General features: G+C 49.3%; 18 protein-coding genes and 1 pseudogene. 16 read left to right on the plus strand and 3 right to left on the minus strand.

Annotation, left to right across the window (positions count from 1 at the left end; all coding sequences use genetic code 11):
• The first annotated feature begins 12 nt into the window (after nucleotides 1-12).
• From BBI11_RS01845 to BBI11_RS01885, 9 genes and pseudogenes are all read left to right on the plus strand, one after another.
• Nucleotides 13-1,775: pseudogene (locus tag BBI11_RS01845) on the plus strand (acyl-CoA dehydrogenase family protein).
• A 12-nt stretch (nucleotides 1,776-1,787) separates the two neighbouring features.
• Nucleotides 1,788-2,762 (plus strand): quinone oxidoreductase family protein, encoded by a 975-nt coding sequence (locus BBI11_RS01850; RefSeq protein ID WP_068460081.1) that lies wholly within the window; start codon nucleotides 1,788-1,790, stop codon nucleotides 2,760-2,762.
• The gene (locus BBI11_RS01855) at nucleotides 2,759-3,733 is read left to right on the plus strand and encodes an MBL fold metallo-hydrolase (protein WP_068460084.1); all 975 of its coding nucleotides are present in this window, start codon (nucleotides 2,759-2,761) and stop codon (nucleotides 3,731-3,733) included. The genes BBI11_RS01850 and BBI11_RS01855 overlap by 4 nt, the downstream gene beginning before the upstream one ends.
• A 15-nt stretch (nucleotides 3,734-3,748) precedes the next feature.
• Nucleotides 3,749-4,675 (plus strand): ketopantoate reductase family protein, encoded by a 927-nt coding sequence (locus tag BBI11_RS01860; protein ID WP_068460086.1) that lies wholly within the window; start codon nucleotides 3,749-3,751, stop codon nucleotides 4,673-4,675.
• A gap of 87 nt (nucleotides 4,676-4,762) precedes the next feature.
• Nucleotides 4,763-6,505, plus strand: coding sequence for a carbon starvation CstA family protein (locus BBI11_RS01865; RefSeq protein ID WP_068460088.1), 1,743 nt, complete (start codon nucleotides 4,763-4,765; stop codon nucleotides 6,503-6,505).
• 119 nt (nucleotides 6,506-6,624) lie between these two features.
• Complete coding sequence (locus BBI11_RS01870) at nucleotides 6,625-6,888, plus strand: cory-CC-star protein (protein ID WP_068460090.1); 264 nt, start codon at nucleotides 6,625-6,627, stop codon at nucleotides 6,886-6,888.
• Nucleotides 6,889-6,912: 24 nt separating this feature from the next.
• Entirely contained in the window at nucleotides 6,913-7,854 is a 942-nt protein-coding gene (locus BBI11_RS01875; protein ID WP_068460092.1) for an ArsA family ATPase, read from the plus strand.
• Entirely contained in the window at nucleotides 7,851-8,834 is a 984-nt protein-coding gene (locus BBI11_RS01880; protein ID WP_068460094.1) for a zinc-binding dehydrogenase, read from the plus strand. The genes BBI11_RS01875 and BBI11_RS01880 overlap by 4 nt, the downstream gene beginning before the upstream one ends.
• Before the next feature lie 67 nt (nucleotides 8,835-8,901).
• A complete protein-coding gene (locus BBI11_RS01885) occupies nucleotides 8,902-9,222 on the plus strand; it encodes a DUF4870 domain-containing protein (protein WP_068460096.1) in 321 nt (106 codons plus the stop codon).
• 792 nt (nucleotides 9,223-10,014) lie between these two features.
• On the opposite strand, the gene BBI11_RS01895 is transcribed toward BBI11_RS01885, so the two are convergent.
• Nucleotides 10,015-10,455: a YtoQ family protein gene (locus BBI11_RS01895; protein WP_068460100.1), complete on the minus strand. Its 441-nt coding sequence runs from the start codon at nucleotides 10,453-10,455 to the stop codon at nucleotides 10,015-10,017.
• A 66-nt stretch (nucleotides 10,456-10,521) separates the two neighbouring features.
• Nucleotides 10,522-10,743, minus strand: coding sequence for a transcriptional regulator (locus BBI11_RS01900; protein WP_068460102.1), 222 nt, complete (start codon nucleotides 10,741-10,743; stop codon nucleotides 10,522-10,524).
• A 128-nt stretch (nucleotides 10,744-10,871) separates the two neighbouring features.
• Between BBI11_RS01900 and BBI11_RS01905 the strand changes: the two genes are divergently transcribed.
• From BBI11_RS01905 to BBI11_RS01920, 4 genes are all read left to right on the plus strand, one after another.
• The gene (locus BBI11_RS01905) at nucleotides 10,872-12,035 is read left to right on the plus strand and encodes an exonuclease SbcCD subunit D (RefSeq protein WP_068460104.1); all 1,164 of its coding nucleotides are present in this window, start codon (nucleotides 10,872-10,874) and stop codon (nucleotides 12,033-12,035) included.
• The gene (locus BBI11_RS01910) at nucleotides 12,032-15,121 is read left to right on the plus strand and encodes an AAA family ATPase (RefSeq protein ID WP_068460106.1); all 3,090 of its coding nucleotides are present in this window, start codon (nucleotides 12,032-12,034) and stop codon (nucleotides 15,119-15,121) included. The genes BBI11_RS01905 and BBI11_RS01910 overlap by 4 nt, the downstream gene beginning before the upstream one ends.
• A gap of 73 nt (nucleotides 15,122-15,194) precedes the next feature.
• A complete protein-coding gene (locus tag BBI11_RS01915) occupies nucleotides 15,195-15,407 on the plus strand; it encodes a hypothetical protein (RefSeq protein WP_068460108.1) in 213 nt (70 codons plus the stop codon).
• 170 nt (nucleotides 15,408-15,577) lie between these two features.
• Nucleotides 15,578-16,411, plus strand: a complete 834-nt coding sequence (locus tag BBI11_RS01920) for an STAS domain-containing protein (protein ID WP_068460110.1) — start codon at nucleotides 15,578-15,580, stop codon at nucleotides 16,409-16,411.
• A gap of 38 nt (nucleotides 16,412-16,449) precedes the next feature.
• Here the strand turns inward: BBI11_RS01920 and trhA are convergent, their stop codons facing one another.
• Nucleotides 16,450-17,097 (minus strand): PAQR family membrane homeostasis protein TrhA, encoded by a 648-nt coding sequence (gene trhA / locus BBI11_RS01925; RefSeq protein WP_068460112.1) that lies wholly within the window; start codon nucleotides 17,095-17,097, stop codon nucleotides 16,450-16,452.
• A 129-nt stretch (nucleotides 17,098-17,226) separates the two neighbouring features.
• On the opposite strand from trhA, the gene BBI11_RS01930 reads away from it, so the two are divergent.
• The 3 genes from BBI11_RS01930 (at nucleotide 17,227) to BBI11_RS01940 (ending at nucleotide 19,040) form a co-directional block, all read left to right on the plus strand.
• Nucleotides 17,227-17,808, plus strand: a complete 582-nt coding sequence (locus BBI11_RS01930; protein ID WP_068460114.1) for a DUF1836 domain-containing protein — start codon at nucleotides 17,227-17,229, stop codon at nucleotides 17,806-17,808.
• Complete coding sequence (locus tag BBI11_RS01935; protein WP_068460115.1) at nucleotides 17,789-18,238, plus strand: YaiI/YqxD family protein; 450 nt, start codon at nucleotides 17,789-17,791, stop codon at nucleotides 18,236-18,238. Before BBI11_RS01930 ends, BBI11_RS01935 begins: the two co-directional genes overlap by 20 nt.
• A 103-nt stretch (nucleotides 18,239-18,341) precedes the next feature.
• Complete coding sequence (locus tag BBI11_RS01940) at nucleotides 18,342-19,040, plus strand: type 1 glutamine amidotransferase domain-containing protein (RefSeq protein WP_083388973.1); 699 nt, start codon at nucleotides 18,342-18,344, stop codon at nucleotides 19,038-19,040.
• The last annotated feature ends 85 nt before the right edge of the window (nucleotides 19,041-19,125 follow it).

Genomic DNA, 19,125 nt, shown 5'->3' on the forward strand with positions numbered 1-19,125 from the left:
GGGACAGAGACGATGAAAGCTGAAGCCAATGTATACCGTGGTGCTGATTTTTTGATGAAAGCCTCGGGTCCAATCTTTTCACCTGAACAGTTTACCGATGAACACAAGATGATTGCAAAAACAGCCAAGCAATTTCTCGAAAAAGAAGTGCATCCGAACAATAGACGATTGGAAAAGCAGGAATTCGAACTCGTTCGAGAACTTTTTCATAAAGCGGGTGAACTTGGCCTTCTTGCGCACAGCATTCCAGAAGCTTATGGCGGGCTTGGCCTCGATAAAATCAGCAAAGGACTAGTCGGAGAATCGCTCGGCCCAGCCGGCGGATACGGCGTAGCGCATTCCAACCATACGTGCATCGCCACTTTGCCGATCACATATTTCGGAACGCCTGAACAGAAGGCGTATTATTTGCCCAAACTCGCAAGCGGCGAATTTATCGGGGCGTATTGCCTGACAGAACCAGGAGCGGGGTCGGATGCCTTGGCTGCCCAAACGACAGCGGTGCTGAATGAGCAAGGAACGCATTATCTATTGAATGGGACCAAAATGTACATCACCAATGCGGCTTTCTCCGATACCTTCATTACATATGCAAAAGTTGATGGCAAAGCGTTCACGGCATTTATCGTTGAAAAAAACCATCCCGGCTTATCGCTTGGACCTGAAGAAAAGAAAATGGGCATCAAAGGCTCATCGACACGTCCGGTCATATTCGAAGATTGTGAAGTGCCAATTGAAAATGTGCTTGGCGAAGTGGGAAAAGGCCATCTTGTGGCGCTCAATGTCTTGAATCTTGGCCGCTTCAATTTGGGGTCCGCCTGCATGGGTGCTGCTAAATTTAGCTTATCGCTGGCGCTTGGCTACACACAGGAGCGCCAGCAATTTGGGCGCGCCATCTCCGAGTTTGCGGCGACGAAAGAAAAAGTTGCATCGATGGCTGTGCGCATTTTTGCGTTGGAATCGCTGCAATACCGGACTGCCGGTTACTTAGAAGATGCGCTCGGGGATTGTATGATTCACAGGATCACGGATTGATTGCCAAACGAATGATGGAATATGCCACCGAATGTGCCATCTGCAAAGTTTATGGTTCTGAGACATTGGATATTGTCGCGGATGAAAGCCTGCAGTTGTTCGGCGGCTATGGCTATATCGAAGAGTACAAAATTGAGCAAATATATAGGGATTCACGCATCAACCGTATTTTTGAAGGAACAAATGAAGTAAATCGCCTGCTCATCCCTGGAAATGCATTAAAAGCTGCGGCAAAAGGCGCCTTTGATTTGGAAGCTGCAGCCACTCAAGCCGTTGAAGAAATGCAGACGCCAGAAGTGCCATATATCGGGACGCTTGCACGCGAAACGGAAGCGGTGCGGGCGATGCGCCGCGTATTCCTCAGTACGCTCGGGCTTGCGGCAAAATCCTGCGGAGCTGGAATCGGCGAGGAGCAAGAGGCGCTCTTGAAGCTCGCAGATCTCGCCATTGCTTTGTACGCCGCTGAATCCGTAGTCTCGCGGGCACAGCAAATGCTCGAACAGGACGAGGCAAAAGCGCAGCATAAAGTGGGAATGGCGCAAGTATTCATTGACGATGCGTTGCTCGAAACCGAAATGATCGCGCGTAAGCTCATTCAAGGCTTTACAGAAGGAGAAGAGTTGGCACGCTTTACCCAAATGGTGACTGCAGAACTTAGCCGCCTGCAGCGCGGCGGCACAGCAACAGCGAAACGCCGAGTGGCCGAAACAATTTATCAGGCAGGGCAATACATCAGTTGAGGGGGAAAAGACATGAAAGTAGTTAAATTCGAGGAGTACGGCGGACCGGAAGTGCTTCAGTATACAGAATCAGAGCAACCGAAACCAAAAGCCCATGAAGTGTTGATCGAAGTGAAGGCAGTAGGCGTCAATTACGCGGATACGGCAAGGCGCGAAGGGAAATACGTCGTCCCGACTGAATTGCCTTATATCCCGGGTTCTGAAGCAGCGGGTGTAGTCGTGGAAACAGGATCTGAGGTCACGCGTTTCAAAGCAGGCGACCGCGTCGTTGCCTTGATCGAATCAGCTGCATACGCCGAATATGCCGCCATTCCTGAACAGGTGCTGACGCCGGTGCCAGAAGGTGTCAGCTTTGAAGAAGCCGTCGCCTTGCCGCTGCAAGGATTGAGCGCTTACCATATTTTAAAAACAATGGGGCGTTTGGAGCCAGGGGAAACAGTGTTGATCCATGCGGCTGCCGGGGGCGTCGGCACAATTGCCGTGCAGCTCGCAAAACTATTCGGGGCCGGCAAAATCATTGCGACAGCGAGCACGGAAGAAAAATTATTCCATGCCGAGAAAATGGGCGCGACTCATTTAGTGAATTACAGTGAAGAAGGCTGGGTACAGCGCGTTAAAGAAATCACCGAAGGCAAAGGCGTTGATGTCGCACTTGAAATGGTTGGCGGCAGTGTCTTCAATGAAACCTTGAAAACCTTGGCGCCATTCGGACGCTTGGTTATTTTTGGTGCGGCAAGTGGGGAGCAAGCCGTTTTTGCTCCCGGCCAATTGATGAAGCGCAATCAGTCGGTTATCGGCTTTTTCCTGCCTCAGATTATGCGCAATCAAGAATTATTCCAAAAAAGTTTTCAGGAACTGCTCGAATATATGAACAATGGCCAATTAAAATTGACGATCGGCGGTGCTTATCCGCTCGAACAAGCGGCGGACGTGCATAAATTGCTGCAAAGCCGCAAAACGATCGGCAAGCTGGTGCTGAAGCCATGAATGAAGTCGAACAAACCGAATCCCAAGCGGTGCTGGACAAACTCGGATTGATCGCCGTAAGACATCCCTTGCCGTTCAGGTTAAATCACGTCAATTGCTTTATGGCGAAAGGCGAGGAGACTTGGACGATTATCGATGCTGGATTGAACAATGAGGTGTCGAGAACGTTGTGGGACAAGGTGATCGGCGATAAACCAGTGGGGCAGATTTTTTTGACGCATTATCATCCCGATCATTTCGGCTATGCGGGCGGCTTGCAGCAAAAGACGGGTGCGCAGTTATCGATGAGCAAGATTGATGCAGATGCTGGAATGAAATCCTGGAATGATGCATTTTTAGAGGCGTTGCCTGGTTACTACAAGGCAGCGGGGATCCCGCAGGAAGCGGCGCAGGAAATGGTCGACAATACGCGGGCCTTTCAACCGCTTGTTACCCCGTTTCCCCAAGTGGGCCATTATTTCGAAGAAGGTGAGATCATCCACATCGGCTGCTTGAAATACGAAGTGCTGTTCGTGCCAGGACATTCGGATGGCATGGTGTGTTTTTATCAACGCGAGCACAATGTGCTCTTGTCAGCGGATCACATTTTGCCGCGCATTTCGCCGAATATTTCCTATTGGTTCCACGGCGATCCCAATCCGCTTCAAACCTATATGAATTCATTGGAGAAAATCCGCAAGCTCGATGTGGACTGGGTGATCCCATCGCATGGCGAGCCGTTTCAAGGCGCCAACAAACGCATCGATGAATTACTGGCCCATCATGACGAGCGCCTGGATGCGACGTGGCAAATGCTGGATCGGCCATTGACCATCTTTGAAGTGCGCGAGCGCCTATTCGACCGGGCGCTAACGGTTCACGAAATGCGCTTTGCGGTTGGGGAAACCTTGGCGCATCTTGAATATTTACGGGCAAATGGCAGATGCGAGCGAACGATGGAAGCAGATCGCTGGGTCTATAAACAAACTTAAAAAGGACGTGTCACAATGAGAATGTTAATGGTAGGAGCAGGGGGCATCGGAGGTTATTTCGGTGCGCGTTTACTGGAAAAAGGAGAAGACGTCACCTTTCTGGTTAGGGAAGGACGCAAACAAAAGATTGAAGAAGAAGGTTTGCGCGTCAATAGCCGGCACGGAGATCTCCATCTCCAGCCGGCTCTATTAACGAAAACGATGCAAGCCGAGCCGTTCGACCTGATTCTTTTATCAACCAAAGCGTATCAGCTGGAACAAGCCATCGAAGACATCCGCCCATTTGTCGGCGAGCAGACAATGGTGTTGCCGCTATTAAATGGCATCGCGCATATTGAACAACTCGTTTCTGCATTCGGCGAAGAAGCAGTGATCGGCGGCTTATGCTTTATTGAAACGACCATCGGGGAAGACGGGTCGATTGTCCAGACGAGCCCGATTCACCAATTGGTCTACGGGGAACGCAGCGGCGAGCGGACAGCGCGCATCGACAAACTTAAGTCGCATTTTGACGGCACGAAAGCGGAATTTGTCTTGAGCGATAACATTGATCAAGACATGTGGCATAAATACATGTTCATCACGGCGATGTCTGGCATCACTTCTCTTATGGAATCGCCAATCGGCCCGATCCGTAAGCTTTCATCGGGGCAAATGGCGATCCGGTCGCTGCTCGACGAACTCGAAGCGGTGATGACCGCGATTGATGCTCCTATCAAAACAGGCATCTCGTCTATCCAGTTCGACAAAATGAACAGCATGGACGATAGCATGAAATCATCGATGCAGCGAGATATGGAAAAAGGCCAGGGCATCGAAGCAGACCATCTGCAAGGACATCTCATCGACAAAGCACAGCAAGTCGAAATCCCAGTACCCGTGCTGGAGACGGTATATACAAAATTGAAGTTATATGAAGCAAATAAAGACAAGCAAGAATAAAAAAACAGGACATTTGCAATAGCGTGGCAAAATCTTTTGTTCAACAAGATATGCAGGATTTTCAAAAAACAAAGGGAGTTGGGGAATGTGAATGCAATTGCTTTAGCTGCTATCGGGTTGTTTATATTCGTTCTCGGATACCGCTTTTATTCCAAGTACATAGCAGAAAAAATTTTCAAGCTGGACCCGAATTACGTCACGCCGGCCCACCGTTACAAAGATGGTGTCGACTTTGTCCCGACCAATAAGTTCGTCCTGTGGGGACATCATTTCACATCCGTTGCAGGAGCTGCGCCGATTCTAGGCCCGGCCATCGCTGTTTATTGGGGCTGGCTGCCGGCCGTCCTGTGGGTTGTTTTCGGTACAGTTTTTGCAGCGGGCGTCCATGATTTCGGAACACTGGCACTGTCAGTCCGTAACAAAGGGCAATCTGTCGGTACGCTTGCTCACCGTTTGATCGGCCAGCGCGGGAAGGTTTTGTTCTTATTCATCATCTTAATCCTAGTGCTCATGGTCAATGCGGTATTTGCCTGGGTCATTGCGAATTTGTTCATCTCGTACCCTGCAAGCGTCATTCCGGTGTTCATCCAGATTCCATTGGCGATTTGGATCGGCTATGCAGCTTATAAACGAAACATGAAAATGTTGATCCCTTCTGTGATAGCGCTTGCAATCATGTACGGGACAGCGGTTATTTCCAGCCAAGTGAATTTCCTGCAAATTGACCTGGTCCGCTATATGGGCGGGGAAGAAGGCGCTGGGCTGTTCGGTCTTGGGGCGATTTCCAGCGCATTCTTCATCTGGATCGTCGTATTGATGATTTATGTCTATATCGCTTCTACCTTGCCGGTTTGGAAACTTCTCCAGCCGCGTGATTTCATCAACTCGCACCAATTGATCGTCGGTCTGGCGATCTTGTATTTGGGTCTCTTGTTCACCAATCCTGAAATTACCGCACCGGCGACCAACCCGGGGGCGGATGTTTCCTGGTTCCCACTGCTTTTCATCACCATTGCTTGTGGGGCAATTTCCGGTTTCCATGGCCTCGTGTCATCAGGTACGTCTTCGAAGCAATTGGATAAAGAAACCGATGCCCGCTTTGTCGGGTACTTGGGAGCGGTTGGTGAAGGCGTGCTCGCCTTGATTTCGATCATCGCCGTCATCACTTTGTTCCCTGACCGTGCAGCATTCAGTGCTTCTTACAGCAGTTTTGCCGACGCAAGCGGCGCTGGCCTCGGAAACTTTATCGAAGGAGCAACGGTTCTTGCATCCGGATTGATGATTCCGGGATCGGTCGCTTCGACGATCGTGTCGATCATCGTCGTTTCTTTCGCTGCTACGACTCTTGATACTTCGGTTCGCCTTATGCGCTACATCATTTCGGAGCTCGGTGTCGAATACAAAGTGCCGCAGCTCGAGAAAAAGCATGTCGCGACTTCGATTGCGGTGCTTTCAAGTATGGCGCTCGTTATTTTGCCGGAAGGGCCGAACGGATTCGGATCGGGTGGCTACCTCTTATGGCCACTGTTCGGGACCTCGAACCAGTTATTAGCTGGCATCAGCTTGCTGCTGATTTCGATCTGGCTGCGCAAGCTCGGAAGAAATTACATGATTACCATTATTCCAATGGTGTTCTTGATGTTCATGACCTTATGGGCGATGTTCCAGCAAGTGTTCTTGCAATGGGCTTGGTACAACGAAGGATCGAATACCTTGCTGTTCGTCTTCGGGGCCATTATTTTCGTCTTTACCTTGTGGATCATCTTGACCGCTGCACAGGCGCTCATGAGCAAATCAAATCCTGGATTTTCAGACGAAGATTTGAAATAATGAATTGACAGAAAGTTTCATGAAATTTGCTGCTAATGAAACGTTTATTGCTCATAGTAGGAAATGCCAAGGGATCATCTCGATGATCCCTTGTACTTTTTTCAGGAAGAGGTGTCACTATGCCGATCGGCGACAAACTGAAAAAACTAATCGACTGGTACGAGGCTGTCTTGGAACATCCGCACCGAACGGAAATTGCCCGTGAGCTTCGCAGTGAAGACGATCTCTTCTTGTTAATGTTGTACTCGGAAATGCTTGGCATCCCAAATCCCGCCTATTATTACACGCTCGAGCTTTATCCGTATATGATTGAAGAATTTCACGATTGGCATTTACGCATGGGCATGGAAAAATCGCCGCTGTCTGGAATTCGCTGCTGTTAAATTTCAAGGAAACGAGGGAATGCCATGGACGTCTTATCGAAAAGCATCATTTTCGTCGGGGGCAAGGGCGGCGTCGGCAAATCGACATCGGCTGCCGCCATTGCCTGGCAATCCGCCCAAGCGGGATACAAGACGCTGCTTGTCTCGACAGACCCGGCGCACAATGTCGGGGACATCTTCAACGAACATATCGGCGGCCGTACAAAAGAAATCGCCGACAATCTATACGCACTTGAAATCGACCCTGAAATCGAGACGGACAAGTACATTAAAGGCGTCAAAAACAACATCCGCGGTACGGTCCACACCAGTATGATGGAAGAAGTGAACCGTCAGCTCGACACGGCAAAAGCTTCTCCTGGTGCAGACGAAGCGGCATTGTTCGATAAATTGATCCACATCATCCTCGAAGAACGCCAGCATTTCGATAAGCTAGTGTTCGACACGGCACCCACCGGCCATACGATTCGATTATTGTCGCTGCCGGAATTGATGGGGGTATGGATTGAAGGTTTGCTTGATAAACGCCGCAAGACCAATGAAAACTACACGGCGTTATTAAATGACGGCGAACCGAGAGAAGACCCAATTTATGAGGTCTTGCGTGAACGCCAGGAGCGCTTTTCAAAAGCGCGTGAGATTTTACTTGATGCTAAGCAAACCGGTTTTGTCTTCGTCTTGAACCCGGAGCGTTTGCCGATTTTAGAGACGAAAAAAGCCTTGGAACTACTGGATAAATACCATCTCCACGTGAAAACCTTGATCATCAACAAAGTGCTTCCGGAACAAGTGGAAGGGGCGTTTTTTCAGGAACGCAAAAAGCACGAAACGAAGTATATGGACATGATCCAAGAAACATTTCCAAAACAGCAGCTCTTATACATCCCGCTGTTTTCGCAAGACATCATCAGCAAGCGGCAGCTTGAACAATTCAGCCAACATTTTCAGGAGGAGGACTCAATTTGAAAGCATTTGTGATGGAAGCAGGCCAATATAAATTAAAAGACATGCCAGAACCAACAGCGCAACAAGGAGAAGTCGTCGTGAAAATTCGTGACGCCGGCATCAACCGCCGTGACCTCGGACTATTGAAACGTTACGGGGACAACCCGGAAGCCCTGATCATCGGATCCGACGGGGCAGGCGTTGTTGAATCGCTTGGTGAAGGCGTGACCGATTTTGAAGTGGGGGATGAAGTCATCATCAACCCTGGGCTCCGCTGGGAACAAAACAGCGACGCACCGCCGGAAGGCTTCGATATTCTGGGTATGCCGGACCACGGAACCTTCGCGGAAAAAATCGCGATTTCCGCCGAGCAACTGGAGAAAAAAACGAAGCACTTGTCATGGCCAGAAGCAGGAGGTCTTGGCTTGCCGGCTTTGACTGGATACCGCGCATTGTTCACGAAAGGCCAATTGAAAAAAGGCGATACCTTATTTATCCCCGGTGCAGGAAGCGGAGTGGCGACTTTCTTGATCCAGTTCGCGAAAAATATCGGTGCCACAGTCATCGTTACGTCGAGAAGTGAAGACAAGCTCGCGCATGCAAAAGAAATCGGGGCAGACATCGCCATCCCAACCGACAGCGATTGGGTAAAAGAACTGGAAGGCCAGACAATAGATCTCGTGATTGATAGCGTTGGCGGCGCCACGTTCAACCGCTCGCTCGAGGTATTGAAAAAAGGCGGGCGCATCGTCATTTTCGGCGCAACAACTTCCGACACGGTCGATTTCAATTTGCGCAGCTTTTTCTATGGGCAATATCAATTATTCGGCTCAACGATGGGCAGCCGCGAGGAATTGCGCGACATGGTCAAGCATATCGAACAATACGATACACACCCTGTCGTCGATCGTGTCTTTCCATTAGACGAGGCGCAAGAAGCATTTGACTATTTGGCACAAGGCAAGCAATTCGGCAAAGTCATTTTGCGAGTTTCCGAGTGAAATAATGAAACCTTCCACAAGTTCAGGCGTATACTAGAGTAAGAAAGTAATTTGGGAGGTCATGTAAATGGAGAAAATCGGGTTAAAAGTACTCGTCCACGCCAGTGCGTTTTTTGCCCCGTTTCTTGTCCCGGTCATCGTCTTTTTCGTCGCGATGTTGGTCACAGACGATCAAGAGTTGAAGAAATTGTCGATTCAAGCCTTGCTGTTCCAATTGGTTATGGGTGCCTTGATATTCGCGTCGACTTTATTGACGGCCGTATTGATCGGGTTCCCGCTCTTGCTCTTGTTCGGCGCTATCGGAATCATCGTGCCGATCATGGCGATCATCAAAGCTTTGCAAAACGAGCCATACGATTATCCGATCGTCGGTTCATGGTACCAATAATGGAATAAGGCCAGCATCACAAAACCCGCCGAGAGTTTCTCCGGCGGGTTTTTGTTATGAAAATTGACGTTTAAAGAGGTGGGTAGAAAAGCTTCGGCTTTTCGACTGCGCTTCAGGGGCACGCTTTCCGGAGGGCTCGCATTGAGCCGCTTCGTCGCTACGCTCCTGCAGGGTCTCAATTGTCTCGTTAATCCTCCCGGAGTCGGCCACTTTCACTCCGTCTCTAGTTTTAGAGTAGGGCATAGTTTCTTCAGTTTACTTGAAATGAAGTTTGGAAATGCATCATATTTTGTAATTCAAATCACTTTTACTAAGGAGAGGCTAATTGGTTCCGCTTTTAACTTAAACGCCAGTGTGCCCGATATTACACTTTAGGAAGCGATCCCCCCACAAGCCGGCAACTGGGTACAGAAGCTGAGCGATTTTAACAGTCCATATACAACGAAATCTCAAAGCCGCCGAGCGCCAAGGGTGAGCCGACGCCTTAAGACAAGTGTTCTTCTTGGCTTAAGGCAAGAGGCCAACCCAAAGCCCGGCGGCGACTAACACGCCGAAGCTCAACCAAAATGCCAAAACTCTTCCGCAAGCAAACCCTCGCTATCTCATTTCACTATCACCCGGGAAGCGATTCCCCACTAGCCGGCAACTGGGTACAGAAGTGAACTCACCTAAACACATCCGACGCTATCAAGTCCAACTAAACGAGACTGCCAAGCGATTTAGGTTTTCCATCATTCCAATATTCAAATTCACTAACAAAAAAGTGCAACGGCTCGGCCGTTGCACTTTTCGTTACTCGAAAATATAAGACAAAGCCTTGATCGCCTGGTCGCAAGTTTCGACCGTGGCATTGGCTTTTTGGGACAACTCTTTTAACGGATGGTGCAATTTCTCAGGACGGATCACAATGAGCGGCTTATGGCTTGCCAATGCAGCACTTGCATCCATCGCCGTGTTCCACTGCTTGTACTGTTCGCCGAAAAGGGCGATGACGAGGTCCGATTTTTCCATCAAGACACTCGTCCGCAAATTATTGAAACTTGAAGCCGCCGCGTCTTTAAAAACAGCGCCCGGCTGTTCGCCAAGGATTTCTTCACCGATATTGTCAGAGCGGTCATGGTCTTCCATTGGGCCGACAAAATCGATCGGCAAATCGAGTGCCAAGGATTTCTTTTTGATTTCATCACGCCACGAACTGTGGATTTCGCCTGCAAGGTAAACGGTTAATCTCATGAGTCTCATCCTCCATTTTCCATTTCCTCTTAGTGTAGCATAAAGGAAGATCCGCCGGAAAAGGATTCAGACAATTTGGCGTTCTTTTACTTGGACAGGGATGCATGAAAGCACGTGGTCAATTTTGAAGTGGCGTTTCTCGCGGCGCAAAAAACAATATGCCTGGAAGGAATCTCCGCTAACTTTTAGAATTTTGACCCGCCGCTTACTGATGGTGCCGTCGTTGGCGATATACATCATGTCGATTAATTGCTGATATTTGAATGCCTTTAGAAGCTGTGCTTTCATGATAACCCTCCCCAGTTAAGAACGTTTGTTCTCATTATATACCGAACGGAGGAGTGAAACAAGTAGAATGAATCGTGTATAATGGAACGAACGTATATTCTTTTATATAGAAGAAAGGGGATTTTTTCATGAAATTTATCCATACTGCTGACTGGCATTTGGGCAAGCTGGTACAGGGCGTACATATGACAGAAGACCAGCGATTGGTGCTGGCACAATTGATTGAAACCATCGAACAAGAGCGGCCGGACGCGCTCGTGATTGCCGGTGACTTGTATGATCGAGCCGTGCCGCCGACAGAAGCGGTCCGTTTGCTGGACGATACACTCACGAAAATCGTACTGGATATGAAAGTGCCGGTTATTGCCGTGGCAGGCAACCATGACAGCCCCAGCCGCTTGGATTTCGGGAGCCGTGCATTGAAAAGCAACGGTCTTCATATCGCAGGGCCGATCCGCTCTGAGTTCGAGCCGGTCGTGCTGAAGGATGAATCAGGAGAAATCCATTTCCACCTAGTGCCGTACACAGATCCATCGATGGTGCGCCACGTCTTTGAAGAGCCCGATATTAAGACGCATGATGACGCGATGAAGGCGATCACGGGGCGTATTGCCGAGCATATGGATCCAGCGGCGCGCCATGTGTTTGTCGGCCATGCTTTCGTGACGCCGCGCGGGGAACAAGAAGACAATACGAGTGATTCCGAACGGCCGCTTGCCATCGGCGGTGCTGAACATGTCAGCGCGCAGCATTTCGAGCCGTTCGATTACACGGCGCTTGGCCATTTGCATAAAGCGCATTACGTATTGAACGAAACGATCCGCTATTCGGGGTCACCGATGAAGTATTCGATATCGGAAGAGCATCATCAAAAAGGATTCCTCATCGTCGACTTGGCGGCAGACGGTTCGGCCACAGTAGAAAAGCGCTTGTTCGCTGCCAAACGCGATATGCGTTCTGTTGAAGGGACCATCGCAGAAATTACGGCGCATGATAGAAGTGAAGATTATGTCTTCGTTACTTTGCTCGACGAAACGCCTGTTTTATACCCGATGGAAAAAGTGCGTTCGGTGTACCCGAATGCGATGCATGTACAACGCAAAACGTTCGCGAAAGAAGCGGGAGAGTCGACCATTGGCAACCGCCGGAAAATGGACCCGATGCAATTATTCAATGCTTTTTATGAAGAAGTAAAAGGCGATGCGCCTTCTGCGGAGACTACAGAACTATTCGGCGAAGTGTTGCAGGAGTTTTTGCACGCCGACTCTGAGCGGGAAGAGGTGAAATCATGAGACCGGTCAAATTAAAACTGACGGCATTCGGCCCGTACCGTGATAGCGAAGAAATCAATTTCGAAGACTTAGAAGGCAATCGCCTCTTCGTCATTTCTGGCAGCACCGGTTCCGGAAAGACGAGTATTTTCGACGGCATTTGTTTTGCACTTTACGGCTCAGCAAGCGGAACAGATAGAAGCGAACCGAAAAACCTGCGCAGCGATTTCGCCAAGGATTCGGTTCATACTTCAGCTGAGTTGACCTTTGAAGTTCACGGCACCACTTACCGTATCTTGCGCCAAATGAGCCACGTGAAACAAGGCAATAAAAGCGCGACCGGTGAGCGCTATGAATTTTTCGAGATTACCCCCACAGGCGAAAAGCCGTGTGTCGAGCGGCAAATCGTCTCGGAGCTCAATCGCCGTATCGAAGAGATTCTGGGACTGACTTTTTCACAGTTCAACCAAATCGTCATGCTGCCGCAAGGGGAGTTCCGAAAGCTCCTGACGTCTGAGACGGACAATAAAGAAGCAATCTTACGGAAGATTTTCCGCACCGAACCTTACCGGCTGATGGCTGAGCGGCTTAAACACAAAAAAGACGAGGCGCAGGAACGCTTTAAAGCGCAGCAAATACGCTACAAAGAGCAAGTGCAGGCAATAATGGGTTCTTTGCCACAGCGAGATTCGGTTCTTTTTGAGGTGTTTGCGCAAAGTGAGTTTCAGCGCAACCAATTGCTCACGGGGCTAGAAGGGGAAATCAGCCATTACCGGTCAGAGAGCGCAAACCTGCAAGAGCGCTACCGGAAATCCTACGATGTTCACAATCAAAAAATGGCCGAATTCCATGAAGCAAAAGGCTGGAATGAGCGCTTCGATGAATTGGAATTGAAACAGCGCCATTTGCGGGAGTTGGACCAACAAGCTCCTGCGGTCAAAGAATGGGAACTGAAAATCACAGCAGCTGACCAGGCGAGCATGATCACTGGCTTGGAAGAGCAGGTAATGGAACTTGCGGCCAACGAGCACCGAAAACGTGAAGAGTTGCTTCGCGCGGAAACAGCTGAACAGCAAGCCCAAGAAAAGAAGCGGCAGGCACAACAAGTAAAAGATGTGGAAGAGAGCCGTCAAGAAGAGCGGCAAACTGCGCAGCAAGCGTTGATCCGATTGCACGATATGGAGTCTGGTGTATCGGAACTCGAACAGCAACGCTTGATGGTACAACAATTTGAGCGGGCAGCGATTCAGGCAAAGACCGTTTTACAGCAAACAGATGAACAAGCAGCAACGCTTGAAGCACAAGTATCGAAAACAAGGTCACTGATTCAGCAATTGGAAGAAAAACTTGAGCATGCCGATAGCAAGCGTGACCAAAAAGATCGCTTGGCGGAGCAGCAACGCGTCGTGTCAGAGTATCTTCGCTTGGAGCAAAAACTCGAAAGCTTGTCACAACAAGCGCTTGTAGATAAAGCCAAGTTCGAACAGGCACAACAAGCTTACCAATCGATGGAGCATGATTGGTTCGCCAACCAGGCGGCCCTGCTGGCATCGACTTTGCATGACGGGGAAGCGTGCCCGGTTTGTGGAAGCTTTGACCATCCGGCAAAACAGCAAGATGGTTCTGCCACCGTGAACCAGGAAGCGATGGAGCAGGCCAAACAAGAGTTGTCACAACGTGAGCAGAAATTCCGTAGAACAGAAGCGGAAGAAGCCACGGTGTGGGATCAGGCGGCAGCGAAGCGTCAAGAGTTGGATTCGATGTCGATTCCTGCACAACAAGCCATCGCTCAACTAGAGTCAATCCAGGCGCAGCAACAATCGCTCAATGAAGAGCTTGCCCACCTGCAGTCTGATAAAGAACAGCTGCGCAAGCAGAAAATGCATAGCCAGGAACTAGAAGAGAAGCTTTCGACATTAAAGAAACAGCAGATAGAAGTGCAGCAGAACGCGCAGGAGAAACGTTCGGCTTACGAATCGAGCGATGCTGTATTTCGCAGCAAGCGTGAGGCGATTCCAGAAGCGCTCCGTGAACCCGGCTCTCTTCAAGCGGAAATCGCCAAAGCGCAGCAAACAAAAGACCGCTTAGAAACCGTTTGGCAACAAGCGCAGGAAGCCTTGCAAATAGCCGAGCGGCAAGTATCAGAAGCGGTCGTGTCACTTCGCCATAGCAAGCAATCCGTACAAGAAGTACAGGAAAAGAGTAGGGATGCCGAAAGCCGTTTCGAGGAAGCGTTGGCGAAATCTGCCTTTGTCTCAAAATCCGCTTATGAGCAAGCCAAGCTCGACGCCGCTCGCTACGAGGAATTGAAAAAGAAAATTGAGCAGTACAAACAAGACCGCCACACGACCGAACGTCAATTGGCAGAGCTTGAAAGTCTGCTCAATGGCCGTGAACGCATCGACGTATCGAATGCGGAACAGACACTTGATGAGTTGAAGGCTGATTACGAACGGGCGCTTTCCGAATTCAATACATCCAAAGAATACAACAAAAAAGCGCAAGCGTTCTTCGATGAAGTGTCTGAAGCGTCTGCAAAAGAAGCTGCGGCCGAGGCAGCGTTTGTTCGCATCGTCGACCTCTACGATACGATTCGCGGGCAGAACGATGTGAAGCTGTCCTTTGAGCGCTATTTGCAAATTGAGTATTTGGAACAAATACTTGAAGCGGCCAATGAACGGCTCAAGCACTTATCAAACGGGCAATTCCATTTGACGAGAAGCGACAGGCAGGAAGCGCGCGGGAAGCAAAGCGGGCTCGGCCTGGATGTGTACGATGCCTATACGGGGCAGGCGCGCGACGTCAAAACGATGTCCGGCGGCGAGAAGTTCAACGCCTCACTATGTCTCGCGCTCGGAATGGCCGATGTCATCCAGAGCTTTGAAGGCAATGTGTCAATCGACACGATGTTTATCGACGAAGGCTTCGGTTCGTTGGATGAAGAGTCGCTGAATAAAGCCATTGAAACCTTGGTGGACTTGCAAAAGTCTGGTCGGATGATCGGCGTCATTTCCCACGTGCAAGAATTGAAAGCAGCGATTCCGGCAATTTTGGAAGTGGAAAAGACGAAAGAAGGCATTAGCCGGACCCGTTTCCAATTGAAATAACCAGCAGCGTTTACAATATAAGCGGAACGTGAATGATAAGAGCAAAGCTTGTTTTGGAAAAGGGGGTTTGACCATGAAGAACTTCAGTTTCAATGCCAGATTGATTTATTTCGGAGCGATTGTATTGTTCAGCCTTGGGTTCTTTTTCCTTCAGCTGTCATCCGTCATGGACGGCGGCGCCGGCATCGGCTCAATCATCCTTCTTATTTTATGGGGAGTGATGGCCGCATTTGGCATTGGCGGCATCATCGCGAGCTTCGCTGTCAGAAAACGCAGCAAGCAATAACATAGAAGCCGCAGAATGAGTATGGATTCTGCGGCTTCTATTGTTTTGGGATAGCCGTTCCCCTCTTTTTCTGGTGCACATTTGTGCATCCGGAGAAGGTAAATTTGCTTTTCGATTGTCGCATCTTATAAGATGAGAGGGACAAGCTAGAAAAAGGAGCGGCATATCTTATGGGAGAAATTAGCAGAGAACTACATGATTTCATTCTGAAAAATAAAAACTCCATGGTGGAAGAGTGGCTAGCCACTCGCGGCAATCATGCGAATACCGTTTACTCCGCCAGTGCATCTGAAGAGACGATCGAGAAGCTGAAAACAGAATCACTTGGCTTTATTGAAGCGGTAACGGCGATTTTTATCCACGATAAAGAAGAATCCCTTGCTTATGTAGAAGATTGGTCCTCAACCATCGCAAAAGAACGTGCCCAGCAATCCGTACCTCTGTACGAAGTGATGGAGCACCTTGGCCAATTGCGCAAAATCTATTGGAATTATGTCCGTAAGTTTTTCGAGGAAGTCGAAAAAGCGGGCAGCCGGGATGCTCTGCGCTGGAGTGAGATGTTGAATGATGTGTTCGACTTCATTGTCGAAAGTTTCGCGCGCCATCATCATGAAGCCCATCAGCGCTTGTTGGCGAGCCAGCAGGAAGTCATCGATGAGTTGAGCAGCCCGGTCATTCCGATCCGCAACGGGGTTGGGATTTTGCCACTGGTCGGCGGCATCGATACTTATCGCGCCAAAGTGATTTTGGAGACGGCGTTAGAAGAAAGCGCTAAGCAAAAACTGACGATCTTATACATCGACTTGTCTGCAGTTCCGATCGTCGACACGATGGTAGCCCATCAATTGTTCCAGCTGATGGACTCACTGAGAATCATCGGCGTGGAATCTGTGTTATCGGGAATTCGCCCTGAAATTGCACAGACCGCGGTCACGCTCGGTATCGATTTCAAAAATATCAAGGTCTATGCTAACCTCATGCAGGCGCTCGACGCGCTTGAATAAAAAAGAGCCGTTCTCATTAGAGAGCGGCTCTTTTTGCATTACAACACATATAAGTAAACAGCTAGGAAATGGCAAGTGCTTCCGAGCAAGATGAAAATATGGAAAATTTCGTGGAAGCCTAGATAACGGGAAGAAAGGAAATCAGGCTTGAGCCAATAGATGACGCCGCCGATTGTGTACAAAAGACCTCCGGCAATGAGCAGCCACAATCCAGCAGCGGAAATGCTTGCGGCTAGCGGAGCCGCTGCAAAGACGATGATCCATCCCATGAGGATATAGATGGCGGTCGATAGCCAGCGAGGGGAATGGAACCAGATCATCTTGAAGAGGATGCCGCTAATGCCAAGCAAGGCCACAATAGCGAAGATTGACCAGCCAAGCGTACCTTCAAGCGCAATTAGGCAAAATGGTGCGTAGGAACCAGCAATCAGCAAGAAAATCATGGAATGATCCAATTTGCGGAAAAAGGCGATGACCGCAGGGCGCGCTTTAACAGAATGGTAAACGGTCGAAGCGGTATATAGCAGGATCAAGCTGAGGCCGAAGATGACGACCGCTGTCACGTGTGCCGCAGGTGCTTGCGAATAGGCGGCTTTGATGGCCATTGCGAGCAAAGCGGAAAAGGACAAAAGGGCTCCTGCCAAATGGGACAAAGCATTGAAAGGTTCTCGGATAAATGCAGTCATGGATATATGCCTCCTGTTACGTAGTTATTGAAACTACATATAATAATATACGCATTAATTTCACCGGTCAAGTTTGTCGGCTTTTCCATCATAGGGTAAAATGAAGAAACAGAAGTTGAGGTGAAGCGAATGGAAAGCATCGATCGGCTCATTAGCCAATTGGCTCTCGATAGCCAAATCCGCACAAGCGATATCCCAAAAATCGATTTGTATGTGGATCAAGTCATTCAATTATTCGAAACGGCTTTTCATGAGACGAAAAGGTATCCGGACGATAAAGTATTGACGAAAACGATGATCAATAACTACGCCAAAGGCAAGCTGTTCTATCCGGTGCAGCAAAAAAAATACACACCTGACCACATCATGCTCATCAGCTTGATTTATCAGATGAAAAGCACATTGTCCATTAACGACGTGAAAAAAGTGCTGGAAAAAGTGAACGAACAAGCACAAGCGCGAGAACTGGATTTATCTGCATTTTATGAAATATACCTGGCGCTTCAGCAGGGTAATCATGCTGCCTTTAAAGAAGAACTGGAGCGGCAGGCTGAAGCCGTCGCGAACACGCAAAGCGATGAGGGCGGGGAGCTTTCGAAAGTGCTGTTCATCGCATCGCTTGTCCATAAAAGCAATCTGTACCGGAGAGCGGCCGAAAAACTAGCCGATGAACTGGTGAGGGAGGAAGCCGATGGCAAAAATTCTTATTGATGCAGACGGCTGTCCGGTAGTCGATATGACGATTGCGCTGGCCAAGCGTTTCGAGTGGCCGGTGCTGCTTATTTGCGATACGTCCCATGAAATGCACCGCGACGGGGCGGAGACGTTGACGGTATCGAAGGGAGCGGACGCAGTCGATTTTGTTTTGGTGAACCGTGTAAAACCTGACGATATTGTCGTCACGCAGGATTATGGGCTTGCTGCGATGGTGCTTGCAAAACGCGGAGTGCCGATCGACCAGAATGGGCGCATTTATGATGAAAATAATATTGAGCAATTGCTTCACGGGCGCCATGTCGCGAAAAAAATCCGCCAAGGTGGAGGGCGTATGAAAGGTCCGAAAAAGCGCCAACAGGCGGATAACGATCAATTTCGCGACAGTTTGATAGGTCTCTTGCAAACCGGGAAAGATCCGCTATGATGCGGGTCTTTTTTTATATTCTGCACATCGAGCCCATTGCCGTGAGTAATTTTTAGACGATAGGGAATATAAAAGGATATGACTGGATGGGGAGGAATACGCCATGAATAAAATAGCCATTATCGTGACAAATCACCAGACACTGGGAAATCGCGGCAAAAAAACCGGCTTGTGGCTGCGGGAACTGACAGATTTCTACCACGAAGTGAAAGACGAATTTGAAGTGGACATCATCAGCCCGAAAGCCGAAAAAGTACCGATCGACCCGAGAAGCCTGCCGGCAGCCTTGATCAATGGCCGGACGCGGCATTATTATTTGGACAAAAATATTCAGCGCCAACTAGACCAGCCGCTGACGCCGGGGCAAGTGAAAGCAGCCGACTACGCCGCCATTTACTTTACCGGCGGACACGGGACGATGTGGGATTTCCCGGACAATGAGGAATTGCAGCGGATGACGGCGAATATTTACGAAAAAGGCGGCGTAGTGGGAGCTGTTTGCCACGGACCCAGCGGTTTATTGAACGTTCGTCTGTCCGATGGCAGCCCGTTATTAGCCGGCCATCTGGCTACCGGCTTTTCGGATTTGGAAGAAAAGCTCCTTGGCCTCTATAAAGACATCCCGTTTTCTTTGCAGCATGAAATGAAAGAGCGAGGGGCACATGTTCAAATCGCTCAGCTTCCGCTCGAGTCTTGCGTCATTGAATCAGGACGTTTGATTACTGGACAAAATCCAGCTTCTGCAGCTGGTGTCGGTGAGAAGATGCGGGAACAGTTAAACGATATAGAGCGTTATGCGTAACTCGCCCCAAAAAAACTCATAAGAAAATTTAGGGTGAAAAATTTCAGCCTGCTTAATAATAAGGATTCGGGGTATACAGAGGAAG

The sequence above is a fragment of the Planococcus maritimus genome (genome assembly GCF_001687625.2).
Taxonomy (GTDB): Bacteria; Bacillota; Bacilli; order Bacillales_A; family Planococcaceae; genus Planococcus; species Planococcus maritimus.